The following is a 25,563-nucleotide window of genomic DNA, read 5'->3' on the forward strand; positions in this document are numbered from 1 at the left end:
GCCAAAAAAAATGGGCCGCTTTGCAGCGACCCCTAATGCGTGGAGTTCCGACTCTACGGAGCGAAACTTAAGACCGACTTAAAGACGGGCAAAGCGCACGAGCAACGAGCAACGAGCAACGACGAGCAGCGAGCAACCCATCACCCTTCGCGCGAAGCACTTAACTATCGAACACGGAGTTCTCGGCACGCACCGTCTGACGATCGACCGCCTGAAGCCGCCAGAATCCGCTCGCCGGTTTATGCGCCGGCAACGCGGTCCATGCGGCGGCGCCCTGCGCGGCGCTCACGCGCTGTTTGCGATCGACGTGCAAGCCGCGCAACGTGCACAAAGGGGCATCGGCACTGGGCGCGCAGAGGGTGGTCACGCCATCCTCGTCGTGCAATTCGCCCCACGGGGGCAGATCGATCCCTTGGTGCGCTTCTCTCGACCACCGGTGTTCGTCGGTGTCGAGCCAAAGCACGGCATAGTCGTGGCTGACGGAGGGATCGGAACCGTTAATGAGGATGGTTAGGCGCATGTCAGGTCCGTACAGATTGCGAAGTTGAGCCTTATCAGTCTAGGCCGCGACGCGGGTTATTCAAGACCAGAACTAACAGGTTTCGACGCGAAAAATCTCGATGCGCCACGCAGGGCGGTGCGTCCGCGCGGCACCTGCGGCGCAGCGACGCGGGCGAATTCGCGAGCGGCTGAATCCGCGCGCCATCGGCACAAAACGGCCGCGGCGCGCGAGCAAGGCTCAGGCCAGATCCAGCGTCGTCGTCAAATCGCCGAGCGGTGCGAGGCCGTTGCCGGCGAATGCGCGGTCGCGCGCCACCACGCCGTCGAGCGGCGCCAATCCGTGCACGCGGCTGATCAATCGCAGAATCGAGTTCGTGTCGTACACGGTGTGATCGACGTAACCCTTCTTCGCGAGCGGCGACACCACCAGCGCGGGAATGCGCGAGCCCGGACCCCAGCGGTCGCCCTTCGGCGGCGATACCGGATCCCACCAGCCGCCGTTTTCGTCGACAGTGACGATCACGACGGTATTGGCCCACTGCGGTCCGCGCTGGATGTGGTCGATCACCGCCGCAATGTGACGGTCGCCCGATTCGACGTCCGCGTAGCCGGCGTGCATGTTCAGGTCGCCCTGCGGCTTGTAGAAGGTCACGGCGGGCAGACGGCCCGCGTCGATGTCCGCGATCAGGCGATTGCTCGACGCCTCGTTGCCGAGCCCCGCGTCGCGCAGATGCCGGCTGCGCGCGGCCGTGCCCGGCGCGTAGTTGGCGAAGTAGTTGAACGGCTGATGGTGGTACTGGAAGTCCGGCACCGCGCCCGTGTCCTGATGGTCGAGCGCGTATTGCCACGCGCCGCTGTACCACGCCCAATCCACGCCTTTGTCCGTCAGCCGGTCGCCGATCGTCGCGTAGTGTTGCGGCGGCAGCACGCGCGGATTCGACAGGTCGGCGAGCGCGGGATCGCCGCCTTCCGCCGGCCGCACGTTGCTCGGCTGATACGGCGGCGCCATCGTGTTGACGGCGTAGCCGTCGGCGGTGAATGCGCCGTCGTTGACGAACTTGGGCGGACCGTCGAGCGCGGAGGCGGGCGAATCGTCGGCGAGCTTCAGGCGGGTGCCGGTCGGATCGTCGCCTTCGACGACCGAAGCAAGCTTCTTCGCCGGGCTATTGTGGATGTCCGGGTAAAACGGCGGCTGCGCCGAAATCAGGAAGATGTGGTTCATCCACGAGCCGCCGAAGGCCGCCATGAAGAAGTTGTCGCACAGCGTGTATTGCTGCGCGAGGCCCCACAAACGCAGCGAATCGGCGGAGTTGCGGTAGTGCCCCATCACGAGGCCGCCCGAGTCGCCCCACGCGGCGAACTGGTTGTTGCGGCCGGCGTTGATCTGCATCTGGTTCTGATAGAAGCGGTGCACCAGATCGCGCGTGATCACGCCAGTCGGCAGCGGCGCGCCGTGCGCATCGACGATATGGAACGGCTGGTTGCGCAGACTGCCGATGTCCTTCTCGCCGATCATGTAGCGCTTGCCGTCCACTTCCTGCGCTTGCGGCACGAGTCCGCCCCAGATGGCGGGCAGACGCGGCAACGGCGTCCTGCCGTCGCGGTCGAGTTGCACGTAGCGTTCGGCACCGACCGAATCGAGCGGATGCTGGACGCCCGGGAAATTGCCGTACAGGTTCGCGAAACTGCGGTTCTCCGCGTAAATCACGACGATCTGCTTGACCTGATCGTGCAGCGCCGCATCGAGACGCAGGTCGGCGGCGCTGCGCGGCGCGCCGTTGCTCGACAGCGCCGCGTCGGTCTTGCAGCCGGTCAGCGCGAGGCCGAGGCCGACCGCCGCGAGGCCGGTGAGAACGCGGCGGCGCTCGGGATCGTCGGGGGCGTTGCCCGAGAGATCGGCGCGATCGGCGAGTTCATGCTCGGGCGGCAAGCTGGAGTCTTTGTCGTTCATCGGTCGTTTCCGTGAGGGATTCCGTGGTGGACGTGACGGGCCGGCACGTGCGGCCCGCAGGCGAGGGCGATGCCTTCGGCAATCGCCAAGGCAACGCTCGCGCAGGTGTTCAAGCCGTCAGGCACGCCTACGGCAGGCGACGCTTCACGCGCCAACTGTGGTGCGTTGCATCGATGGCAAACAACAGCCAATGTTTACTATCAACTGGGTGACGCTTTTGTGTCGCGTAGCGGTCCACGCTCAATTCGAGCTCGTCGAATGCGCGCAGATGGCAGATGGCATTCGCGCCGGAGCCATCCGCGAATTCGACGACGGCCGTTGCCGCGCGGGCCGACTCGGGCGGATGCGGAATGTTGACCGCGCAGCCCGGATAAAGGTGCGAGTCGGCAACCTGAATCTGGATGGAGTGAGACATGACGGGCCTCCGGACGCTTGAACGGAGCGAGCACGCGACGCCGACGCATCGCGCGATGGACCGCATGGAAGAATAGCACCGGGCGAAACGCTTGCGACACGACAAAATGCCTGCGCGAGCGAGCAACACGCGGTCGTGCGGCGCCGCACACAGCGCGTCGCGGCTGGCGCCCGAGCCCGCTCCGATCTCTGAAGCCCGCATGCTTCGCGCTATCATGCTGATCTGACTACGATGAACAGAAAAGCGGCAGCCAAGATGGCCAAAGAAGAGCAGACAGGAGCGGGACGCAAGCCGGCGAGACCACGCGTGGCGGCGACATCGGCGGCGCGCGACGAGGCGGCAACGGCCGCCCAGGCACACGGCGTCGAGCCCGCCCACGCCACGGAATCCACCGATCCCGCCGACGACGACAGCGCCGGCGGTTCGACCTACCTCGTGCCGGGCCTCGAACGCGGCCTGCGCATTCTTGCGGAGTTCAGCGCGCGCGAGCCGGTGCTCGGCGCGCCTGAATTGTCGAAGCGGATCGGCATTCCGCGCACCACCACTTTCCGCCTGTTGCAGACGCTCGAAGCGCTGGGTTTTCTCGAACGCGTCAATGGCGACCGCTATTTTCGTCTGAGCGTCGCGGTGCTGCGGCTCGGCTTCGAGTATCTGAGTTCGCTCGAGCTGACCGATGTCGGTACACCAATTCTCGAACGGCTGCGCGACGCCACGGGCTTAAGCACGCATCTGCTGATACGCGATCAGCGCGACGTGGTGTTCGTGGCCAAGGCGCAAACCCATGAACCGATGTTCAGCTCGGTGAAGGTCCACGTCGGCACGCGTCTGCCGGCCCATGCGACCGTGCACGGCCAGGTGCTGATGGGCGATCTGAGTTTCGAGGCCTTACGCCAGTTGTACCCGGAGCCGCAACTCGAACGCTATACCGAACGCACGCCGGCGACCGTCGAGGAACTGTATGGCCGCGTGCGCGAAAGCGCGGCGCTCGGTTATGCGGTGAGCGAGGCATCGTTCGAGCGGGGTATTTCGGTGGTGAGCGCACCGGTACGCGATCAAAGCGGCAAGATCGCCGCCGCCTTGACGGTGACGATTCCGCGTTCGGATATCGGCGAGGCGGAAGAACGCGAGCCGTTGATCATCGCGGTGTGCCAGGCAGCGCTCGAATTGTCCGAGCGTTTGTCCTACCGGCCGCGTGCGGACGATCCGACCGCCGCGCAGGCGCGTCGCCGGCCGGTGACGGCGCACTACTGATCGAACCGCTTGCTGGCGCGACGACGACTCGCTGGTGAAAACAAAGGCCCGGCTGTGAAAACAGCCGGGCCTTTGTTTTTTACATCGCTAGCGTTCGGACATCGACGACGTCGGAACATCAGGACATCAGAACGAGTGATGGATACCCGTCAGGAAGATCGTCTGATTGCGGCCGCTCGATACGCCCGCGGTAAAGAACGCGGCGTCCGTGTTCGAGCCCGCGCGCTCATAGAGCGCGTTCACGTACAACTGCGTCGACTTCGACAGCGAGTAGATATCGCCGATCTCGAACTGGGTCCAGCGATGGCCAGCCAGCGTCGTCGTCGCTGCACCGCCGGCGATGCTGTTGAACGGCGTGAACTGATAATTCGCGCCCGCATCGTAGCTCTGGTACGTATCCGAATGACCCGCGTATTCCAGCTTCACGCGTGTGTACAAGCCATGCACCAGCAGCTTGCCGAACTGATACGACGCGCCGGCGCCCATGTTCTCGACCTTGTCGGCCGTGTAATTCGCGGCGGCCACGCCCTGGAAGTTGGCGATACCGGTCGTGACGATGGACGGCGTGCGGTTGTGCTCATTTGCATACGTCGCGCCGGCCTTGAACGGACCGTTCTCGTAGGTCAACGCGAAGCTCAGCGTCTTGCCCGTCGAGAAGTTGGTCGTGTTGCCGAGTCCCATCATCGCGCCGACCGAAAAGCCGGCGAAATTCGCCGAGCGGAATTTGACGGAGTTGTCGAACGGCACCACGCCCGTATCCGCGAGTTCGTCGATATTGCCCGGATGGAACGCGTACCAGCTTGCGGCCAGATAGGCGGTGCTCAGCGGGTCCAGCACGTCGAAGCTGAACGGCGTCTGATGGCCGAGCGTGATCGAGCCGATGCTGTTCGAGCTCAGCCCGACAAAAGCCTGCCGGTTGAACAGCACGCCGGATTTAGCGAATGCGCCCGTGTTCGTATAGAAACCGTTCTCCAGCTGGAAAACCGTCTTCAGGCCGCCGCCCAGATCTTCCACGCCCTTCAGGCCCCAGCGGTCCGGCTGCATATTGCCCTGTTCCTCGATCCACTTCGAACTGCCGCCCGCATTGCTGATGTACGCGATACCGGCATCCAGGCTGCCGTATAGCGTCACACTGCTCTGCGCCCATGCGCCCGTCGTTGCGCAGATTGCCGTCAAGCCGGCTGCAATGATGTGCTTCACCGTTGGTTCTCCTGATCACACGACGGTCGGCTCGCGCCGCATGCGTCGTCCCTGATCCTTGCTTTGGGGTTAATGCAGTTCTGGGTTTATGCGCCAAAACCGCTACGCTTTATGTTCCACCTATGGGCGTCTGTATCGCCTATGGAAAAGTATAGTGAGTCTGGAAGTGGTCAAAATAAATTTTCGGACCCCGTACAAACCCGTAGCGTGGTTCGCGTATTCGTCTGCAAAAAACGCCGGAATCAAGCGCCAGAAGGCGCTGCGGCACATGGACGGATTCAAGCCGGAACACGCAATGCTGTGTTGCGAATGCGACAGTCGGTGTTTTCCCCAGGCGTTCCAGATTTTTATTTTTTCTCGCGAAAGCCGCTCCTATAATTATCCATACACGAACTGATGTTCCTTGTATGGAACATAAGGCTTCAGGAGAAGGCGAGAAATGACTGAACAATGGCGCTGCGCCGGCCATGCCGGCGACCTGTCCGACGACGCGCCGATCGAGTTCAAGCTCGACGGCACCGAGATCGGCATCTACAAGGTGGGCGATGCGCTATACGCGCTGGAAAACGTCTGCCCTCATGCGTACGCGTTGCTGACGCAGGGCTTTATCGACGGCGACACGGTCGAGTGCCCGCTGCACGAAGCCGTGTTCCATATCCCGACCGGCAAGTGCCTGAAAGAACCCGGCGGCCGCGACCTGAAGATGTACTCGGTACGTCTCGCCGGTGAAGAAATCCAGATCAAGGTGGAATGACATGCGAGAGCAAATCGTGAACTTCAATCCCTTCCTGAAGCCGTGGCTCGCGCCGCAGCCGAACAACGTCGCGGGCAAGGGCGTGATCGAGAAACCGGGCGAAACCGGCAACTTCATCTGGCAAACGCGCAAGGCCGAGCCGACCCAATACGAGAACGATTTCGGCGATGCGCTCGAAAAAGTGTTCGAGGCTGGCGCGACGGAATTGCAGGAAGTGGCCGACGGGTTGAATCGCGTGGGTTTCCGTACGCCGGAAGGCAATGCGTGGAACGCCGAGCGCCTCGCCGCCGAATTCCGCCTGCTCGCCGAATAGGCGCGCATTTCCGAACACGTTCACCGCTTTCGTTTCTGGAGTCTGTTCATGACGTCCCCCCATACCGCTCAAGGCCCGGACCAATCCGCGGCCGATCCGATCCAGGCTTACCTGGACAAAGGTCTGCGCAACTACTGGTATCCCGTCGCGCCGAGCTGGCAAGTCGGCGACGCGCCGGTCGGCATCACGCGCCTCGGCGATCAGATCGTCCTGTGGCGCGATAAGGAAGGCCACGTCCACGCGCTCGAAGACCGCTGCCCGCATCGCGGCGCGCGTCTGTCGCTCGGCTGGAATCTCGGCGGCAGCGTCGCGTGCTGGTATCACGGCATCGAGATCGACGGCAGCGGCGAGGTCACGAAAGTGCCGGCTGTCTCGAACTGTCCGCTGGAAGGGCAGAAGTGCGTGAAGTCCTATCCGGTCGAAGAGCATGCCGGCGCGATCTTCCTGTGGTTCGGCGACGACGCACACAAGCAGCCCACGCCGCTCGCGCTGCCGGAAGAACTGGTCGGCGAGGAATACGCGAACTTCCTGTGCATGTCGAACTGGAAGTGCAATTACCAGTACGCGATCGACAACGTGATGGACCCGATGCACGGCGCCTACCTGCATGCCACGTCGCACTCGATGGCCGAAGGCGACAAGCAGGCCGACATGCGCGTGCGCAAAACGGAAACCGGCTTGATGTTCGAGAAAGTCGGCCAGCGCGACGTGAACTTCGACTGGGTGGAACTCGGCGAAACCGGTTGCCTGTGGATGCGTCTCGCGATTCCGTACAAGAAGAAGTTCGGCCCGGGCGGCAACTTCGGGATCATCGGCTTCGCCGTTCCCGTCGATGAAAACCATTGCCAGGTGTACTTCTGGCGGACGCGCAAGGTGTCGGGCTGGCAGCGCGACGCGTGGCGCTTCATGTATCGCAATCGTCTGGAAGGTCTGCATTGGGCGGTGCTGGAACAAGACCGCTACGTGCTGGAAAGCATGGCGCCGAATGCGCGCGAACACGAATTCCTCTATCAGCACGATGTCGGCATGACGCGCGTGCGTCGCATGTTGCGTCAACGCGCGCAGCAGGATTTCGCCGCACTGGATGCGCATCGCGCGCAAACGGCGAGCGCGGCGCCGGGCGCCGCCGCTACCGCCGACGCGAGCCACAGCCATGCATAACGACGCGTTCGCAGCGCTCCACGGCCGGCGCGTTCTCGTGACCGGCGGCGCGCGCGGTCTCGGCGCGGCGTTCGTGCGCGCGTTGGCGCAGGCCGGCGCGCACACCGTGTTCGGCGACGTGCTGCACGACGAAGGCAACGCGCTGGCCGCATCGCTGGGTGAGCAGGGACACGCCGTCACCTATCTGCCGCTCGATCTTGCCGATCCCGCGAGCGTCGCGCAATTCGCGCAGCAAGGCGCGCAACGCCTCGGCGGTCTGGACGCGCTGATCAACAACGCGGCGATCACCCATTCCGGCGGCAAATTCGCCGACGAGTTGTCCATCGACACGTGGGACGCGGTGATGAACGTCAACGTGCGCGGCACGTGGCTGATGAGCACCGCCGCGCTGCCGTATCTGCGCGAGTCGGGGCGCGGCAGCATCGTCAACATCGCGTCGGACACGGCGCTGTGGGGCGCGCCGAAGCTGCTCGCCTATGTCGCCAGCAAGGGCGCGGTGATCGCGATGACGCGCTCGCTCGCGCGCGAGTTCGGCGCGCACAAAGTGACCGTGAATGCGATCGCGCCGGGCCTCACCGAAGTCGAGGCGACCGCCTACGTGCCCGCCGAGCGTCACCAGTATTACCTGCAAGGCCGCGCGTTGCCGCGCGCTCAAGTGCCCGACGACGTCACCGGGCCCGTGCTGTTCCTGTTGTCCGATGCCGCGCGCTTCGTGACCGGCCAGTTGCTGCCGGTGAACGGCGGCTTCGTGATGAATTGATCATGTCGAATCCAAAGGAGAAAGAGATGGCGGACGCCGATATCGAACGCAAGTCGTGGGACCAACCCGCGGACGCGAGCTTTGCCCAGTGGCTGGACAGCCGCGTCGCGCGGCTGGAAACGCGTCGCTACGACTGGGACGCGCTGAAGTTTCAGGCCGACTACGACCCGAAGTACCGCCGCGCGCAAATGCGCTACGTCGGCACGGGCGGCACGGGCGTCGCGAAGGACATGAACACGGTCCCCGCCGGCGGCTTCACGTTTTCGACGATGGTGATTCCGGCCGGCAACATTGGCCCGAGCCATATTCATCGGGATGTCGAAGAAATCTTCTTCGTGCTGCGCGGCAAGATGAAAGTGGTTTGCGAGAAAGACGGCGAGACGTGGGAAGCGGTGCTCGGCGAACGCGATCTGATCTCGGTGCCGCCGGGTGTGTATCGCACGGAAATCAACATTGGCGAGGAAGACGCGCTGATGTGCGTGATGCTCGGTTCGCCGAAGCCGATCACGCCGACGTATCCGCCGGATTCGCCGCTCGCCCAGCTCAAGCGCTAGACACTGAACGCCATTTTTTTGTCGTGACGACACCCACGAAGGAAATCATGTCCGCAGTTCCGGCCGTTACCGCCGATCCACATGCCGAGCAGGGCACGCAAGCCGGGCTCGAAGCGCGCGTCGCGCGCTTTCCCGCGCGGCAGGTCCAGCTCGCGTCGCAACGCGTGGTGAGCTATCGCGAAGCGGACGGCGGCAGCCACGGCGATGCGTTGCCGCTGGTGCTGCTGCACGGTATCGGTTCGGGCGCGGCTTCGTGGGTGCAGCAGTTCGAAGCGCTCGGCGCGACGCGCCGGGTGCTGGCGTGGGACGCGCCGGGTTATGGCGCATCCACGCCGGTCGAGGCGGCCTCGCCGTGCGCCGGCGATTACGCTGCCGTGCTGCGCGAATGGCTCGACGCGTTGGGTATCGAGCGCTGCGTGTTGCTGGGGCATTCGCTCGGCGCGATTGTGGCGGGTGCGTTTTGCGCTTCGTCGGGTAGCTCAGGGAGCGCCGGTCTCGCCGTCGCCCAGCTGGAACGCGTGGCCGGTTTGCTGTTGCTGTCGCCGGCCGGCGGTTACGGCGCGGCCCCCGCCGAATTGCGCGACGCGAAGCGCGACCAACGCCTCGCCATGCTGCGCGATCTCGGCCCGCAGGGTCTCGCCGGGCAACGCAGCGGCAATATGGTGTCCGCTCATGCGAGCGACGAAGCTCGCGCGTGGGTGCGCTGGAACATGTCGCGCGTGATTCCGCAGGGCTATGAACAGGCGACGCATCTGCTCGCCAATGCCGACCTCGCCGCCGACCTCGCTCGCTATCGAGCTGGTTTTCAAGCGCGAGTTCAAGCGCAACTGCAAGCGCGGAATGCAGCGCCCATCGCCATCGCCGTCGGCGCAGAAGACACCATCACGCCCCCTGCCGCCTGCGAGCACCTCGCCCAGGCCGCGGGCGTGCCGCTTCAGATCGTGCCGCGAGCCGGACACGCCGGCTATATCGAAGCACCCGCCGCTTACACCGCGATCATCGACACATTCTGCCGCGCCAGCGACGAACACCGGAGCCAATGAATGACGCCCGACCTCACTAACGCCGAACGCGACGCGGACGAAGACCGCAGCGAAACGGGCAACGACGCCGGCAGCGAAACCGGCTACCGCGTGCCGGGCCTCGAACGCGGTCTGCGCATCCTCACGGAATTCTCGCCGCGCGAGCCGGTGCTCGGCGCACCGGAACTGTCCCGCCGCCTGAAGATTCCACGCACGACGGTATTCCGTCTGCTGCAAACGCTCGAATCGCTCGGCTTTCTCGAACGCGCCGACAAGGACCGCAACTATCGCCTCGGCGTCGCGGTGCTGCGGCTCGGTTTCGAATACCTCAGCTCGCTCGAACTGACCGACCTCGGCTTGCCGGTCATCGAAGCGCTGCGCGACGACACCGGCCTCACGACGCACATCGTGATCCGCGACGGACGCGACGTGGTGTTCGTCGCCAAGGCGCAAAGCCACGCACCGATTTTCAGTTCGGTGAAGGTCAACGTCGGCACGCGTCTGCCCGCTCATGCGACGACCCACGGCCAGGTGCTGATGGGCGACATGACCATCGACGAACTGAGAAAGCTCTATCCCGAACCCGAACTCGAACGCTTCACGAAGCAAACGCCAGTCACGCTCGACGATCTGTACGAACGGATTCGCGACGACGCGCGGCGCGGTTTCGCGATCAGCGAATCGTCGTTCGAACGCGGCATTTCGGTGGTCAGCGCGCCAGTGCGCAACGACACGGGCCGCATCGTCGCGGTGATCACGACGACGATTCCGCGCCACGAGATCGACGCTTCGCTGCTCGACAGCGGCCTGATCGACAAGGTGCGCCGCGCCGCCGACGAACTCTCGCAACGCCTGAACTACCGGCCGAAGTCGGGTCCGAAGGCGGGCAGCCAATACATGAAAGCACTGGGGCTCTGATGATCCAAATCGACTTGACCGGACAGGTGGCGGTGGTGACGGGCGGTTCGTCCGGCATCGGCCTCGCGACTGCCGAACTGTTTCTGCGGGCCGGCGCATCGGTCGCGATCTGCGGCCGCGACAGCGAACGTCTCGGCGAGGCGCAAGCCGCGCTGACCGCGCAGTTTCCCGACGCGCCGTTGCTCGCGCAACGCTGCGACGTGCTCGATACCGGCGACGTCGCCGCGTTTGCGCAGGCCGTGCAAACGCGCTTCGGCCGCACCGACATGCTGGTGAACAACGCGGGTCAGGGACGCGTGTCGACCTTCGCCGACACCACCGACGAAGCCTGGCGCGAAGAACTCGACCTGAAGTATTTCAGCGTGATCCGCCCGACCCGCGCGTTCCTGCCGATGCTGCGCGACGCCGCGCATCCGTCGGTGGTCTGCGTGAATTCGCTGCTCGCGCTGCAACCGGAGCCGCACATGGTGGCGACCTCGTCGGCGCGCGCCGGTGTGCTGAGTCTCATCAAGTCGCTCGCGGTCGAACTCGCGCCGCAACGCATCCGCGTCAATTCGATTCTGATCGGCATCGTCGAATCGGGGCAATGGCGCCGCCGTTACGCGACGCAGGCGCAGCCGGGCCAGAGCTGGGAAGACTGGACCGCCGAACTGGCGCGCAAGAAAAACATTCCGCTAGGCCGCTTCGGCAAACCCGAAGAAGCCGCTCAAGCGCTTTTTTATCTGGCTACGACGCTGTCGTCCTACACGACGGGCAGTCATATCGATGTTTCTGGAGGCGTTGCACGACATGTCTAATACAACCACCGTTGGCGAACTGATCGCCGCCTTTCTCGAGCAGTGCGGCGTTCGAACCGCGTTCGGCGTGATCTCGATCCACAACATGCCGATCCTCGACGCGATCCATCACCGCGGCAAGATCCGCTACGTCGGCGCACGCGGCGAAGCGGGCGCGGTCAACATGGCCGACGGTCTGGCGCGCGTGTCCGGCGGCCTCGGCGTCGCGTTCACCAGCACCGGCACCGCCGCCGGCAACGCGGCGGGTGCGATGGTCGAAGCGTTGACCGCGGGCACCGCGCTGCTGCACATCACCGGCCAGATCGAAACCGAATACCTCGATCAGGATCTGGCGTATATCCACGAAGCGCCGGATCAGTTGTCCATGCTGTCGTCGATTTCGAAGGCCGCGTTTCGCGTGCGCTCGGTCGATACCGCGCTGCCGACCATCCGCGAAGCCGTGCGCGTCGCGCAGACCGCGCCGAGCGGTCCGGTCAGCGTGGAGATTCCGATCGACATCCAGGCCGCGCAAGTCGAATGGCCCGCCGACATGGCCGCGCCGCACGTCACGACGCTCACGCATTGCAGCCGCCGCGTCGCGCAACTCGCCGACGCCCTGGCGGGTGCGAAGCGTCCGCTGCTGTGGCTCGGCGGCGGCACGCGCCACGCGACGCGAGCGGTCGAACGTCTGGTCGCGCTGGGCTTCGGCGTGGTGACGAGCGTGCAAGGCCGCGGCGTGCTGCCCGAGGATCATCCGGCGACGCTCGGCGCGTTCAACGTGCACGCGGCGGTGGAAAGCTTCTACAAGACCTGCGACGCGCTGGTGGTGGTCGGCTCGCGTCTGCGCGGCAATGAAACGCTGAAGTACAAGCTCGCGCTGCCGCAACCGCTGTATCGCGTCGATGCCGATGCGCTCGCCGATAACCGCGGCTACCGCAACGAGATGTTCATTCACGGCGACGCCTCCGCCGTGCTCGACGAACTGGCGACGCTGCTCGAAAGCCGCCTGAAGGTCGATCCCACTTTCGCCGCCGATCTGGCCGCCGCGCGCGAAAGCGCCGTCGCCGACGTGGGCAAGGGGCTCGGTCCGTACAAGAAGCTGGTCGATGCATTGCAGGGCGCCGTGGGCCGCGACTACAACTGGGTACGCGACGTCACGATCTCGAACAGCACCTGGGGCAACCGGATGCTGAAAATCTTCGCGCCGCGCGCGGGCGTGCATGCGCTCGGCGGCGGCATCGGCCAGGGCATGCAGATGGGCATCGGCGCGGCGCTCGCGGGCAATGCGGCCAAGACCGTGTGTCTCGTCGGCGACGGCGGTCTGATGGTCAACGTCGGCGAACTCGCGACGGCCGTGCAGGAAAACGCCAACGTGATGATCGTGCTGATGAACGATCAGTGCTACGGCGTGATCCGCAACATCCAGGACGCGCAGTACGGCGGCCGGCGGTGCTACGTCGATCTGCATCAGCCGGATTTCGCGCAGTTCTGCGAGAGCCTCAAGCTCACGCATTTCCGCGTCAAGTCGCTCGATCAGGTCGACGCGGTGATTCGCGAGGGCATGGCGAAGACCGGCCCGGTGCTGGTCGAGGTGGACATGCTGTCGGTGGGCTCGTTCGCGACCGCCTTCGCGGGGCCGCCGGTCAAGAAAGAGGAGCCGGAACATGCATGACGCGGGCTACGCGGGGCATCACGCACCCGTCGACGTCGCGATGATCGGCTTCGGCGCGATCGGCCAGGCGGTGTATCGCTCGGTCGCCGCCGATCCGACCGTGCGCGTGTCGCACGTGATCGTGCCGGAGCGGCACATGGCCTCGGTGCGCGATGTCGTGGGCGACGCGGTGGACGTGGTGGCTTCCGTGTCCGCGCTCAGCAGCCAGCCGCATTTCGCGCTGGAGTGTGCCGGACATAGCGCGCTCGTCGACCACGTCGTGCCGCTGCTGAAGGCCGGCACCGATTGCGCGGTGGCGTCGATCGGCGCGCTGTCCGACGTGTTGCTGCTCGACGCGTTGTCCGCCGCGGCCGACGAAGGCGACGCGACGCTGACGCTGCTGTCCGGCGCGATCGGCGGCGTGGACGCGCTGGCCGCCGCGAAGCTCGGCGGTCTCGACGAAGTGCTGTACACCGGCCGCAAGCCGCCGACCGGCTGGCTCGGCACGCCCGCCGAACAGGTCTGCGATCTGCACGCGCTGACCGACGAGAAAGTGATTTTCGAAGGCAGCGCGCGTGAAGCCGCGCGGCTCTATCCGAAGAACGCCAACGTGGCCGCGACGATCGCGCTGGCCGGTCTCGGACTCGACCACACCACCGTGCGGTTGATCGCGGACCCGAACGTGACGCGCAACGTGCACCGCATTCTCGCGCGCGGCGCGTTTGGCGAGATGTCGCTGGAAATGTGCGGCAAACCGCTGCCGGACAACCCGAAGACCTCCGCATTGACCGCGTATAGCGCGATCCGCGCGTTGCGCAATCGCGCGGCGCGTTGCGTGATCTAAGCGACCTGCCTACTGGCGGAAGCAGTAGTAGCAGAAGTAACAGAAGTAACGGAAGCAAGCTAACCGGAATGACCGACATGACTCACTTCGATACCAGCCTCGTGCCCAACGGCGATATTTTTATCGGCGGCGAATGGCGGCAGGGGCGTGGCAACCCGTACAAAAGCCTGTATCCGGCGGATCAGTCGGTCAACATGGAAATCTCCACCGCCAATGCCGACGACGCGCGCGACGCCGTGCAGGCCGCCGATCTCGCGTGGCGCAAGGCGGACTGGTCAGGTCTGAAGCCGCATCAGCGGGCGCTCGTTCTGTATCGCATCGCCGATCTGATCATGGCGCGTCACGAAGCGCTCGCGCAACTGCAACGCCGCGACAACGGCAAACCGATCGGCGAAACGCGCGTGCTGGTGGCAAGCGCCGCGAACACCTTCCGTTATTTCGCGGCTTGCCTCGAAACGCTCGACGAAGACGTGACGCCTTCGCGCGGCGACTATCTGACCATGAGCGTGTACGAACCGATCGGCGTGATTGCCGCGATCACGCCGTGGAATTCGCCGATCGCCTCCGACGCGCAGAAGCTCGCGCCCGCGTTGGCGGGCGGCAATGCCGTGGTGTTGAAGCCGGCCGAAGTGACGCCGTTGACCTCGCTGGCGCTGGCGCGCATCTGCGAGGAAGCCGGCGTGCCGAAAGGCGTGATCAGCGTGCTGCCGGGCAAGGGCTCGGTGATCGGCGACGTGCTGGTGCGTCATCCGCTGGTGAAGAAGGTGTCGTTCACGGGCGGCACCGAAGTGGGCCGCGGCATCGCGCGCATCGCGGCGGACAAACTGATGCCGGTCTCGCTCGAACTGGGCGGCAAGTCGCCGACCATCGTGTTCGACGACGCCGATCTCGACCATGCGGTGAACGGCGTGCTGTACGGCATTTTCAGTTCGTCGGGCGAGGCGTGCATTGCCGGCTCGCGGCTGTTCGTGCAGCGCGCCATCTACGACGCGTTCATGAAGCGTCTCGCCGAAGGCGCGCGCAAGCTGCGCGTCGGCGATCCGGCGCGCGCCGATACGCAGATGGGTCCGCTGATCACGGCGGCGCATCGCGAAACGGTCGAGCGCTATGTCGCGCTCGGTCTCGAAGAGGGCGGCCGCCTGCTGTGCGGCGGCGAGCGTCCGGTCGGCGACGGCCGCGAACACGGCACCTACTACCAGCCGACGATTCTCGAAGGCCTCGGCAACAGCGCGCGCATCTGCCAGGAAGAGATTTTCGGGCCGGTGCTGGTGGCCATGCCCTTCGACGACGAAGCGTCGCTGCTGAAAGACGCGAACGACAGCGTGTTCGGTCTCGCGGCGGGCATCTGGACACGCGACTACAAGCGCGCGTACCGCATCGCGCGCGCGCTCGAAGCCGGCACGATCTGGATCAATACCTACAAGCTGTTCTCGATCTCCACGCCGTTCAGCGGCTGGAAGGAGAGCGGCATGGGACGCGAGAAAGGCCGGCTCGGCATCCGCGAATACATGCAACAGAAGAGCCTCTACTGGGGCTTGAACGACGCGCCGCTGGCGTGGGCGAACTGATCGGCACGGATCGGCACCGATCGGACCCGCAGCGCACACGCAACGGCAACGCAACACACGCAAGAGGCACGTTATGACGATTCTCGGCATCGAACAGATTATTTACGGCGTGACGGACCTCGCCGCCTGCCGCCGCTTTTTCGCGGACTGGGGCTTGAAGGAAGTCGCGCACGACGAAACGCAGGCGCGCTTCGAAACGCTGAACGGCTGCACGGTGCTCGCCGTCGATGCGAACGACCCGTCGCTGCCGCCCGCTTTCGAGGACGGTCCGACCTTGCGCGAGGTCACGTGGGGCGTGGCGACGAAGGCGGAGCTCGATGAATTGCGCGGCCGCTTCGCCGGTCAGCCGGGCCATTTCGAAACCGGCGACGCAGTCGGCTGCATCGATCCCAACGGCATGGCGATTCGCGTCGAGGTCACCCGCAAGCGCGCGCTCGACATTCACGGTTCGCCGTCGAACGTATGGGGGCAAACGCTGCGCGTCGACCAACCGTCGACGATTTACGAGCGCGCGGAGCCCGTCGAAGTGGGACACGTGGTGTTCTTCACGAATCGCCTCGCCGAACAGGAAAAGTTCTATCAGGAGCTGCTCGGCTTCGAGATGTCGGATCGCTATCCGGGTCGTGGCGCGTTCATGCGCTGCGCGCCGCACGGCGGTCACCACGACATTTTTCTGCTGGCGCTGCCGGGCGGCAAGCGCGGCCTGAATCACGTCGCGTTCACCGTGCGCGATATCCACGAGGTGTTCGGCGGCGGCATGCATATCAGCCGCTGCGGTTGGGATACGCAACTGGGGCCGGGGCGTCATCCGGTGTCGTCGGCGTACTTCTGGTACTTCCAGAATCCGGCCGGCGGCTTGATCGAGTACTACGCCGACGAGGATCAGCTCACGCCCGACTGGCAGCCGCGCGACTTCGAACCGGGTCCGACGGTGTTCGCCGAATGGGCGATCGACGGCGGCATCGACGGCAATACGCGCCGTCAGAAGAACGCCAAGGCGCCGGAAGGCAAGTTCATGACGGAGCGGAAAAATGACTGACGCTGCTGTGGCAAAGGCGCAAGCCGCGCACGAAGGACTCGACGCGCCGCGCACGATCGTTGTGATCGGTGGGGGCCAGGCGGCCGGTTGGGTGGTGAAGACGCTGCGCAAGGAAGGCTTCGACGGCCGGCTCGTGATGATCGCCGACGAAGTGCATCTGCCGTACGAACGGCCGCCGCTGTCGAAGGCGGTGCTGGCCGGCGAAGCCGACATCGACACCGTGCGTCTGGTGAAGCCCGACGACTTCGACGCATTGAACGTCGAAGCGTGGCAGCCGGACTGCGCGAGCGAGGTCGATCGCGAACGGCAGCTCGTGCGGACGCGCTCGGGCCGCGAAGTGCGCTACGACCGGCTGGTGATCGCCACCGGCGGCGCGGCGCGCCGTTTGCCGGACGCGCTCGTCAACACCTCGCACATTGCCTATCTGCGCACGCTCGACGAAGCCGTCGCGCTCGGCGAGCGCCTGCGCGCCAGCGAACGCGTGCTGGTGGTGGGCGGCGGCTGGATCGGCCTCGAAGTCGCGGCGACCGCGCGCAAGCTCGGCGTGCAGGCCTCGGTGATCGAAAGCGCGCCGCGTCTGTGCGCGCGTTCGTTGCCGCCGGTGGTGTCCGGCTTCCTGCTCGACCTGCATCGCGCGAATGGCGTGGATGTGCGGTTGAACGCGTCGCTGGTGAAGCTCGACGATCATCCGCACGACGCTAACCGGATTCGCGCGACCTTCGCGGACGGCTCGACGCTGGACGCCGACTTCGCCGTCGCCGGGATCGGCCTGACGCCGCATACGGCGCTGGCCGAAGCGGCGGGCGTGAAGGTGGACGACGGCATCGTGGTCGATCATTTCGGCGCAACCGACGACCCGCGCATCTTTGCGTGCGGCGATGTGGCCAATCATCCGAGCGCGTGGCTCAAGCGGCGCGTGCGGCTGGAGTCGTGGGCGAATGCGCAGAACCAGGCGATCGGCGTGGCGAAGGCCTTGCTCGGCAAGTTCGAACCGTACGCGGACATTCCGTGGTTCTGGTCCGATCAGTACGACGTCAACCTACAGATTCTCGGCGACATTCCAGCCGACGCGCAGCTCGCCGTGCGCGGCGAGCTGCCCGGCAAGCGGGCGACGCTGTTCCATCTGGAGGACGGCGCGATTCGCGGCGTGATCGCCATCAATACCCCGCGCGAACTGAAGCTGTCGCGCAAATGGATGAACCAGGGCCGAACCATCGACCTGGCCACCTTGACCGACGCCTCGACGGCGCTTGCCTAACCACATCTACGGACGGCACCACGGCATGAGAACCATCGACAACACCATGGGGGACCGCAGCAGCGCCGGTGTCTCAGGCCCCGTGACCCGGGGCTCGATCATCGCGCGACTCGAACGGTTGCCGAAGAACGCGATGCAGGTGCGCGCGCGCATATTGATCGGCCTCGCGACGTTCTTCGACGGCTTCGACGTGATCGCGATCGCGGCCACGCTGCCGATCCTGATCGCGAAGTGGCACCTGACGCCGTGGGAGATCGGCTTCCTGATCGGCTCCGGTTCGGTCGGCCAGTTGATCGGTGCGTTCGTGTTTCCGTGGTACGCGGAGCGCAAGGGGCGCGTGCAGGCGATTGCGTTGAGTTCGGGGATTATCGGCATCACCAGCATCGCCTGCGGTTTCGCGCCGAGCTTCGCCGCGTTCGTGGTGCTGCGCGTGATCCAGGGGCTCGGGCTGGGCGGCGAGTTGCCGGTGGCCGCGACCTACATCAACGAGATCAGCCGCGCGCATGGGCGTGGGCGTTTCGTGCTGCTGTACGAGATCGTGTTTCCGGTCGGCTTGTTGGCGTCGAATGCGTTGGGCGCGTGGATCGTGCCGCGTTTCGGCTGGCAGACCATGTATTTCATCGGCGGGATGCCGTTGATTCTGTTCTTCGTGCTGCGCAAGCTGGTGCCGGAATCGCCGCGCTGGCTCGCCGAGCGCGAACGCATGGCCGATGCCGATGCCGCCGTGCATGCGTTCGAACGTGCCGCCAAGGGGCCGCTGCCGCCGGTGTTGCAGTCGGCGGAATTCGAGGCGATGGCCAATCGTCATCCGAAGCGCCGCATGAGCGACCTGTTCGGCCCGGCGTATCTGAAGCGGACGCTGGCCGTGGCGATGCTGTGGGTCACCTGCGGCTTCATTCAGTACGGTCTGTCGACCTGGCTGCCGACCATCTATCGCACGGTGTATCACGCGCCGCTGCAACTGGCGCTGAACCTGGCGGTCGCGGCTTCCGTGCTGGGCGTGGTGGGATCGCTGACCTGCGCGCTGCTGGTGGATAAGGTGGGACGCAAGCCGATCATCAATCTGTCGTTCGTGGCATGCGCGCTGTCGCTGCTGCTGGCGGGCGTGTTCCACGATGCGTCGGTGTATGTGGTCGCGACGTGCTGCGCGTTTTCGCTGGGCTTCCTTGCCTGCGGTTTTATCACGGCGTATGTGTACACGCCGGAGTTGTACCCGACCAGCATCCGCGCGATGGGTTGCGGCGTGGGCGGCGCGTGGCTGAAGGTAGCGGCGATTTTCGCGCCGGCGATCGTGTCGAAGACGATGATCGGCGGCAATCTACAGGTGGCGTTTTATATTCTCGCGGCGGTGCCGTTTCTCGCGGCGGTCGCGGTGCATTTTCTGGGCATCGAGACTAAGGGGAAGGTGCTGGAGCAGCTTGAGGCTTGAGCGTGTGACGGGTTGGGTGGGCGGTTGATGTTGGTTGTTTGTTGTTGGTTGTTTGTTGTATCGCAATGGCGGAAGGCGAAGGGCGCACTGGGTGGTGCGCCTTTTGTTTGGCCAAGGTTTGAACGCGCGGGACGCGTGTCCCGCACGCATTGACCTAACGGTTGTGTTGCGCGGCACTTGCCACGCGCAGTTCATTGATCAACCACAGACTCATCAGCCCCATCGACGCGACGGCCAGTATCGACGGCATGGCGATGGCGATCATGAGACTGACGAGGAATAGATAAAACCTGGCCAGCGCATTCGCCGAGGCAAGGGTCAGCCACCACGGCGTGTTTCCGATGACGCTTCCCGCAACGGGTAACACGGCGAACAGTGCCCAGGCGATGTGCGGCGCGTGCGTTGCGGATGACGATATCTGCACGAAAAATACCGCCGCACCCCCGAACCAGCACAACGCGAGACGCCGCACCCATACAGGTCTTGGGTGCAGAGCAGCGCGCAATGCAGGCAGCGGAAATTCGCAGAACAAGGCGATCAGCGCGGCGTGCGCGATCGGCATGGGCCATGAGGCCGGGTCCAGCGTGGTCCATTGCCCGTAGTAGCCACAGCAGTACGCCACCTGGAACGCAAGAAATACGAAGGCGACACCGCTTCGTAACGCACCGTGCACGGCAATCGCCCACTGGATGCACAGCACGAGCGCGGCGATCGCGAGAGGCGTCCGCGCAGGATCGGGTCCGCTGACTAGATCGCCGGCCACGACCGCCAGCCATAGCACGACCCATCCATAGCGGACCGAAGGCGACTGGCGCAGCGCCTGCACGTGACGGGTCAAGGCGGGCGCCAGGTTGAAAACCCACGCTAACGCGCAGCCGACGTTGACGGTCAGCATGGCGAATGCGATTGCCAGTTCGCGCGGTCCCCAGGCAACGATCGAGCGATGCTTTTCAGCGGGCACCAGCGCGCTGGCCAGCAACGTGCCGCACAGCACGCCGATCAGCATTGCGGTTTTGAACAGGCTGACGATTCCCGCGCGAAGCGACAGGCATTCGACCCAGAAGTCGAGCCTTGTCTGATCGAACCGCGACTGCGAAGCGTTGACAAAATACTGGCGCAACGCTGGAACGAGCGCGGTCATTTCATCCCGAACGCCGGTCGTGCGCACGTCCCAGAGTCCTCGAACGACGCTACGTTGCGGCGCATCCATCAACGCGGTCGCCTGCGGAAACCGAACCCTCAGGTTGAGATAGTTTTCGTCGGCGAATACGCGGGAAAGTGCGAGGGTCGCGGTTCGCTGGTCGCGCTGCAAGAGATGCGCGGAGTTCTCGCGCCAACCCAGCACTGTGCAGAGCGACGTTTTCAGTTCAGCCGGCGTGTTGTCGTTCAGGCACGCGCATAGCGTCAGCCATTCGAGCTCGTCACGGGTTGCGAAGCTGACGATCGAATCGAACAGGTCGCTCAATGAGCGCCGGAGCGATTCCTTCCTCGGGCTTGCCAGAAATCCGCGCCAGATTTCCGCGGCCTCGTCGCGTGCTGCCTGCATGCGCAGAGCGGCGGATGTCTCGCGCGTTTCGTCGGGCGCGGGTGTGACGGCTTGCGAGGCCGGGGGCGTGCCCGTTATGGCGGCTGGAATGCCGGGCGCTTCGAGCTCCGGCGCCGCGACCATCTGCATCGCCGACTCATACGCATACCGCAGCCGCTGAAACGCGTCCGCATCCTCGTCCGGCCGTTGCTGCTTCACCTGTTTCGCGTACGCGCGACGCACCGCGCGTTCATCGGCGCTCGAATCGATGCCGAGCACGTCCCACGGCCACTGTTTGTCGGAACCTGTCGTCATGGCCAATCAGTACGTTACGTGCACGTCGAAACGATCCAGCAGCGCGCTCAGCTCGCCGCGCGCGCGGGCGATTTCGTCGGCGTGTTGCCGCTCGATCAGCGCCTGAAACCGCGCGATATGCGCGGCCAGATATTGCCGGTGATCGCCAAGCGTCTCTTCATACACACGGTCGGCGCGCGTCAACAGCGAACGGTTTTCGAGCTGGTCGCGCGGATGAATCTTCAATGCGCTCAACGCAGCGAGCCGTTCGCGGATTTCCTCCGGCGTCATCACACCGGGGTTCTCCTCGATCACCATCGCGCGCTTCACGCCGCCGGGAAACGCGGTGGCTTCGACTTCCAGCACGCCGTTCACGTCGTAGGTGAAACGTACGTCCGCGCCCGCTTCGCCGGCGGGTTTCAGCGGCACGTCCAAGGTGAATTCGCCGAGCGCCACGTTGTCCGTGGTCAGACGCGCTTCACCCTGGAACACCTTGATGCTCAGCATCTGCTGCCGGTCGCGCACCGTGAAAATGCGCTGCATGCGGCTCACCGGCACGATCGTGTTGCGTTCGATGATCGGCAGGAAATGGCCCGGCACGTACTGATTCTGCGCGACCTGCATCGCGGTATCGATGCCGAGGCTATACGGCGCGACATCGGTCAGCACCATCTCGTCGAGCCCCGCGTCGCGGCCGACGAGACCCGCCTGCACCGCGGCGCCGAGTGCCACGACTTCGTCGGGATTCAGATGGCCGGCGGGCAGCCGCCCGAACATCTTCGAGACCAGCTTGCGGACCATCGGCATGCGCGAGGCGCCGCCGACCAGAATGATTTCGTCGAGCGCGGCGACCGCGATCTTCGAGTCGCGCAACGCGCGCTCCACCGGTTTGCGCAAGCGTTGCAGCAGGTGCTCGCAAGTGCGTTCGGCGGTGGCGGCATCGAGTTCGAGCGTGTAGTCCTGATCGTCGACCGAGAGTTGCAACGTGACGCTCTCCGCGCCGTTCTGCGTGAGCTGCCGCTTCGCGCGTTCCGCCTGTTGATGCAGACGCTGCGCGGCGATCGGCGTGAGCTTCTTCAACGTCAGCGTGTTGCGCTGGCAGAACAGTTCGGCCAGCGCCTCGGTGAAGTCTTCACCGCCAAGGAAATTGTCTCCGGTGCTGGCGCGTACTTCCATCACGCCTTCGAAGAAGTCGAGCACGGACACGTCGAAGGTGCCACCGCCCAGATCGAAGATCAGGAACTTGCGTTCGCTGTCGCGCTGATGCACGCCGTACGCGAGCGAGGCCGCGGTCGGCTCGTTGACGAGGCGCAGCACGTGAAGGCCCGCGAGTTCGCCGGCAATGCGCGTGGCCTTGCGTTGCGCGTCGCTGAAATAGGCGGGCACGGCGATCACCGCGTCGCTGACCGCTTCGCCGAGAAAGGCTTCGGCGTCGGCCTTCAATGACTTGAGAACCAGCGACGAGAGTTCTTCGGGACGCAGCGTCTGAGCGCCGAGCGGCACGCTGCGATTCGTGCCCATGTAGCGTTTGAAGTTCGCGGCGGTGCGCTCGGGATGCGTATGCAGGCGATCATGCGCGGGACGGCCGACGAGAATCGAGCCGTCGTCGTCGACGGACACGCACGAGGGCGTCAGCGTCTCGCCCAGCGCGTTCGGGATAAGAACGGCCTGGTTATCGCGCCAGACCGCCACAAGACTATGCGTGGTTCCAAGATCGATGCCGATGATCGAAGGCATGTACAGTTTCCGATTCCGTGTCGCGCCCCTCCATGAGGAGATCGCCCAAGTTTTCGCCGAGGTGCCGCATGGCGAGCCGCGTGTAGCTCCGTCCAATGGCGATAACGGCACACCGCGCGCAAAACTTGAGCGTCATGGCGCGAGGGAATCAAAGCGCCTTGCGATACACCACGAAGCCGGAGCGGTCCGCGACCTGGTCGTAGAGCTTCATCGCCGTGTGGTTGGTCTCGTGCGTCTGCCAGTACACGCGCTCGAGCCCGTCGGCCTTCGCGCGCGCATACACCGCTTCGATCAGCGCGCGGCCCACGCCCTTGCCGCGTTCGGTGTCGAGCGTGTAGAGGTCTTGCAGATAACAGGTCGGCGCCGCCATGGTGGTGTGGCGGTGATAGAGGAAATGCACGAGGCCGAGCAACTGACCGTTGCGTTCGGCGACCAGCGCGTGCATCGGTTCGTAGGCATCGAAAAAACGCGCCCACGTGATCTGCGTGACCGCGCGCGGCAATGCCGTTTCGCCCGAGCGGCCGTAGAAAGCGTTGTAGCCGTCCCAGAGCGGCAGCCAGGCATCGAAGTCGGCGGGGGTGACGGGGCGGATGTGGATCGAGTCGGACATGGGTGTGTTCCTGGTGGGAGAGTGGTTGAATTGATCGGGGTGGTCCGCGAGCGTCAAGTCATGGCTGGTTCGAACACGCATCGATCGCGGCGCTGAGCGCTTGATCGTGCGTTTCGTGGCTGACGTCCTGTGCCGTGACTGCGCCCGACTTCGCCGAAGCCGCCGCGTTGCCGCGCGCCGCCAGGCGGTCGCGTACGCAGGCGTCGAGATTCGCGCGTGCGGTCGTGACCGGGTCGAGCGCGATGTAGACGGCAGCGGCGCAAGCCAGCGCCACGCAGCAGGTTGCCGCGGCGCCGACGCGTAGGTGTGTCGCGCTAGCCTCACGAATGCGCGTGTTCATGACGTTCCCCTTTATTCTCTTCGCATCGCCAATGGCGACGCCCAAGTGACCTACAGGCTGCGCGCAAGCGCCGCGTGGCGATAACCGAGCCATCAGCATAAGAAATTTGTGGCACCATTGTTAGCTCCACACAGCTATCAAATTTTGGAGCCACGCCTTGGACTACGGTCTGCTGATGTCGAACGTCGAGCGCACATTGGGCGGCCGCAAGCTCACGCAGCAGGACCTGCTCTACGAGAGCCTGCGCCGCGCGATTCTCGACGGCGCGATCCGGCACGGCAGCCGGCTGCTCGCGAGCCGCGCGCTGGCGGAGCAACTGGGCATCGCGCGTAATTCGGTGCTGTACGCGTACGAGCGGCTCACGGAGGAGGGCTTTATCGATGCGAGCCGGCATGGCTCCATCGTCAAGCGGGTGAGCGGGGCGGATGCGGCTGCCGCCGCCTCGGCCAGCGGCCGGCTCCAGGCGGTGGACGGCGGCCTGTCGGTGCGCGTGACCGATCTGCCGCGTGAGCGCACCAGTCCCGACGACCCCACGCCGTTTCGCCCCGGCGTGCCTGCCCTCGACGAATTTCCGCTGGCGCAGTGGCGGGCGTCGATGGAGCGCGCGTGGCGCACCATCGAGCCGGAAGAACTGGGTTACGGCAACAACTCGGGGCATCCGGCGTTGCGCCGGTCGATTGCCGAATACGTGCGCGTGTCGCGCGGCGTGCGCTGTTCGGCGGAGCAGGTGTTCATCACCGCCGGCACGCAGGCGAGCCTCGATCTGTGCGCGTGCATGTTCGCCGATGCGGGCGACAGCGTGTGGGTCGAAGACCCCGGCTACCACGGCGCGAAGGCGGCGTTTCAGGCGGCAGGCCTGAAGCTGGTGCCGATTCCCGTCGATGCCGCCGGCATTGCGCCGACTCCCGACCATTGGAAGCGTACGCCGCCGCGTCTGCTGTATCTGACGCCGTCGCATCAATATCCGCTTGGCAGCGTGCTGAGCCTGGAGCGGCGCGGGTCGATCATCGAGAACGCGGTGGCGCATGGCGCGTGGATCATCGAAGACGACTACGACAGCGAACTGCGGCACAACGGGCCGCCGCTACCGTCGATACAAGGTCTCGTCGAACACGCGCCGGTGATCTACCTCGGTACTTTCAGCAAGACGATGTTTCCGGCGCTGCGCATGGCCTTCATGATCGTGCCCGCGCATCTCGTCGCACAGGTGGACGACACGCTGAGCGAGATCGCGCGGCAAGGGCGTGTGGCGGAACAGATCGCGTTGGCGGATTTCATCGACAGCGGCAAGTACGCGCGGCATCTGCGGCGCATGCGGCGTCTCTATCAGCAACGCCGCACCGCGCTGGTGGACGCGATCGAGCGGCACATGGGCGATCTGATGACGGTCTCGTCGGACGGCGGGGGCATGCATCTGACGGTGCGGCTCGACGCGCCGTTGCGCGATCAGGACGTGAGCGCGGCGACCGGCGCGCAGGGGTTGCATATCGCCGCGTTGAGCGCGTTCTGCCAGCCGCCGGCGCGCGATGCCGCGCACTACAACGGCTTCATGCTCGGCTATGCACGGGTCAAGCCGCAGGACGCGGATGCGTTGGTGGCGCGGCTCGCGAGCGTGGTGCGCGGCATGTTATGAAGCGGCATAAAGCAGTCGGTCTGAACCAGGCTTAACCGCGGTTCAAACCACGTCTCAAA

The 25,563-nt window shown here is 65.1% G+C and carries 24 protein-coding genes; 16 read left to right on the forward strand and 8 right to left on the reverse strand.

Features of this window, described 5'->3' with window-relative positions; translation table 11 throughout:
* Positions 1 to 160: 160 nt before the first annotated feature.
* From LFL96_RS27645 to LFL96_RS27655, 3 genes are all read right to left on the reverse strand, one after another.
* Positions 161 to 520, reverse strand: coding sequence for a DUF3564 domain-containing protein (locus tag LFL96_RS27645; RefSeq protein ID WP_281001079.1), 360 nt, complete (start codon positions 518 to 520; stop codon positions 161 to 163).
* A gap of 219 nt (positions 521 to 739) precedes the next feature.
* Positions 740 to 2,452, reverse strand: coding sequence for an acid phosphatase (locus LFL96_RS27650; RefSeq protein ID WP_281001080.1), 1,713 nt, complete (start codon positions 2,450 to 2,452; stop codon positions 740 to 742).
* 127 nt (positions 2,453 to 2,579) lie between these two features.
* Positions 2,580 to 2,867, reverse strand: a complete 288-nt coding sequence (locus LFL96_RS27655) for a hypothetical protein (RefSeq protein WP_281001081.1) — start codon at positions 2,865 to 2,867, stop codon at positions 2,580 to 2,582.
* A gap of 255 nt (positions 2,868 to 3,122) precedes the next feature.
* Here LFL96_RS27655 and LFL96_RS27660 point away from each other — a divergent pair, with 255 nt between their 5' ends.
* Positions 3,123 to 4,118, forward strand: a complete 996-nt coding sequence (locus LFL96_RS27660; RefSeq protein WP_281001082.1) for an IclR family transcriptional regulator — start codon at positions 3,123 to 3,125, stop codon at positions 4,116 to 4,118.
* A gap of 126 nt (positions 4,119 to 4,244) precedes the next feature.
* Here the strand turns inward: LFL96_RS27660 and LFL96_RS27665 are convergent, their stop codons facing one another.
* Positions 4,245 to 5,318, reverse strand: coding sequence for a porin (locus LFL96_RS27665; protein ID WP_281001083.1), 1,074 nt, complete (start codon positions 5,316 to 5,318; stop codon positions 4,245 to 4,247).
* Positions 5,319 to 5,757: 439 nt separating this feature from the next.
* Between LFL96_RS27665 and LFL96_RS27670 the strand changes: the two genes are divergently transcribed.
* The 14 genes from LFL96_RS27670 (at position 5,758) to LFL96_RS27735 (ending at position 19,365) form a co-directional block, all read left to right on the forward strand.
* Complete coding sequence (locus LFL96_RS27670; RefSeq protein WP_105505421.1) at positions 5,758 to 6,072, forward strand: non-heme iron oxygenase ferredoxin subunit; 315 nt, start codon at positions 5,758 to 5,760, stop codon at positions 6,070 to 6,072.
* A 1-nt stretch (position 6,073) separates the two neighbouring features.
* Entirely contained in the window at positions 6,074 to 6,385 is a 312-nt protein-coding gene (locus LFL96_RS27675; RefSeq protein ID WP_281001084.1) for a recombinase-like helix-turn-helix domain-containing protein, read from the forward strand.
* A 48-nt stretch (positions 6,386 to 6,433) separates the two neighbouring features.
* Entirely contained in the window at positions 6,434 to 7,546 is a 1,113-nt protein-coding gene (locus LFL96_RS27680; protein ID WP_281001085.1) for an aromatic ring-hydroxylating dioxygenase subunit alpha, read from the forward strand.
* On the forward strand, positions 7,539 to 8,306 hold the full coding sequence (locus tag LFL96_RS27685; protein WP_281001086.1) for an SDR family oxidoreductase: 768 nt from the start codon (positions 7,539 to 7,541) through the stop codon (positions 8,304 to 8,306). Before LFL96_RS27680 ends, LFL96_RS27685 begins: the two co-directional genes overlap by 8 nt.
* A gap of 26 nt (positions 8,307 to 8,332) precedes the next feature.
* On the forward strand, positions 8,333 to 8,860 hold the full coding sequence (locus LFL96_RS27690) for a cupin domain-containing protein (RefSeq protein ID WP_281003876.1): 528 nt from the start codon (positions 8,333 to 8,335) through the stop codon (positions 8,858 to 8,860).
* A gap of 47 nt (positions 8,861 to 8,907) precedes the next feature.
* Complete coding sequence (locus LFL96_RS27695) at positions 8,908 to 9,903, forward strand: alpha/beta hydrolase (protein WP_281001087.1); 996 nt, start codon at positions 8,908 to 8,910, stop codon at positions 9,901 to 9,903.
* Positions 9,904 to 10,800: an IclR family transcriptional regulator gene (locus tag LFL96_RS27700; protein WP_281001088.1), complete on the forward strand. Its 897-nt coding sequence runs from the start codon at positions 9,904 to 9,906 to the stop codon at positions 10,798 to 10,800. It abuts the gene before it with no gap.
* Positions 10,800 to 11,597, forward strand: a complete 798-nt coding sequence (locus LFL96_RS27705) for an SDR family oxidoreductase (protein WP_281001089.1) — start codon at positions 10,800 to 10,802, stop codon at positions 11,595 to 11,597. The genes LFL96_RS27700 and LFL96_RS27705 overlap by 1 nt, the downstream gene beginning before the upstream one ends.
* Positions 11,590 to 13,248, forward strand: coding sequence for a thiamine pyrophosphate-binding protein (locus tag LFL96_RS27710; RefSeq protein WP_281001090.1), 1,659 nt, complete (start codon positions 11,590 to 11,592; stop codon positions 13,246 to 13,248). Before LFL96_RS27705 ends, LFL96_RS27710 begins: the two co-directional genes overlap by 8 nt.
* The gene (locus tag LFL96_RS27715) at positions 13,241 to 14,071 is read left to right on the forward strand and encodes an aspartate dehydrogenase (RefSeq protein WP_281001091.1); all 831 of its coding nucleotides are present in this window, start codon (positions 13,241 to 13,243) and stop codon (positions 14,069 to 14,071) included. Before LFL96_RS27710 ends, LFL96_RS27715 begins: the two co-directional genes overlap by 8 nt.
* Positions 14,072 to 14,148: 77 nt before the next feature.
* Complete coding sequence (locus tag LFL96_RS27720) at positions 14,149 to 15,639, forward strand: aldehyde dehydrogenase (RefSeq protein WP_281001092.1); 1,491 nt, start codon at positions 14,149 to 14,151, stop codon at positions 15,637 to 15,639.
* A 73-nt stretch (positions 15,640 to 15,712) separates the two neighbouring features.
* Complete coding sequence (locus tag LFL96_RS27725) at positions 15,713 to 16,678, forward strand: VOC family protein (protein ID WP_281001093.1); 966 nt, start codon at positions 15,713 to 15,715, stop codon at positions 16,676 to 16,678.
* Positions 16,671 to 17,936: an FAD-dependent oxidoreductase gene (locus LFL96_RS27730; RefSeq protein ID WP_281001094.1), complete on the forward strand. Its 1,266-nt coding sequence runs from the start codon at positions 16,671 to 16,673 to the stop codon at positions 17,934 to 17,936. Before LFL96_RS27725 ends, LFL96_RS27730 begins: the two co-directional genes overlap by 8 nt.
* 25 nt (positions 17,937 to 17,961) lie before the next feature.
* A complete protein-coding gene (locus LFL96_RS27735; RefSeq protein WP_281001095.1) occupies positions 17,962 to 19,365 on the forward strand; it encodes an MFS transporter in 1,404 nt (467 codons plus the stop codon).
* A gap of 154 nt (positions 19,366 to 19,519) precedes the next feature.
* On the opposite strand, the gene LFL96_RS27740 is transcribed toward LFL96_RS27735, so the two are convergent.
* From LFL96_RS27740 to LFL96_RS27755, 4 genes are all read right to left on the reverse strand, one after another.
* On the reverse strand, positions 19,520 to 21,205 hold the full coding sequence (locus LFL96_RS27740) for a J domain-containing protein (RefSeq protein WP_281001096.1): 1,686 nt from the start codon (positions 21,203 to 21,205) through the stop codon (positions 19,520 to 19,522).
* 6 nt (positions 21,206 to 21,211) lie between these two features.
* A complete protein-coding gene (locus LFL96_RS27745; protein ID WP_281001097.1) occupies positions 21,212 to 22,921 on the reverse strand; it encodes a molecular chaperone HscC in 1,710 nt (569 codons plus the stop codon).
* Between the two features lie 148 nt (positions 22,922 to 23,069).
* Positions 23,070 to 23,531 carry a GNAT family N-acetyltransferase gene (locus LFL96_RS27750; protein WP_281001098.1) on the reverse strand — a complete coding sequence of 154 codons (462 nt, stop codon included), beginning with the start codon at positions 23,529 to 23,531 and terminating at the stop codon, positions 23,070 to 23,072.
* Positions 23,532 to 23,589: 58 nt separating this feature from the next.
* Positions 23,590 to 23,871 carry a hypothetical protein gene (locus LFL96_RS27755; RefSeq protein ID WP_281001099.1) on the reverse strand — a complete coding sequence of 94 codons (282 nt, stop codon included), beginning with the start codon at positions 23,869 to 23,871 and terminating at the stop codon, positions 23,590 to 23,592.
* A gap of 157 nt (positions 23,872 to 24,028) precedes the next feature.
* On the opposite strand from LFL96_RS27755, the gene LFL96_RS27760 reads away from it, so the two are divergent.
* The gene (locus LFL96_RS27760) at positions 24,029 to 25,504 is read left to right on the forward strand and encodes a PLP-dependent aminotransferase family protein (protein ID WP_281001100.1); all 1,476 of its coding nucleotides are present in this window, start codon (positions 24,029 to 24,031) and stop codon (positions 25,502 to 25,504) included.
* Positions 25,505 to 25,563: the final 59 nt, after the last annotated feature.

Origin of the sequence: Paraburkholderia sp. D15 (assembly GCF_029910215.1) — a bacterium.
Taxonomy (GTDB): domain Bacteria; phylum Pseudomonadota; class Gammaproteobacteria; order Burkholderiales; family Burkholderiaceae; genus Paraburkholderia.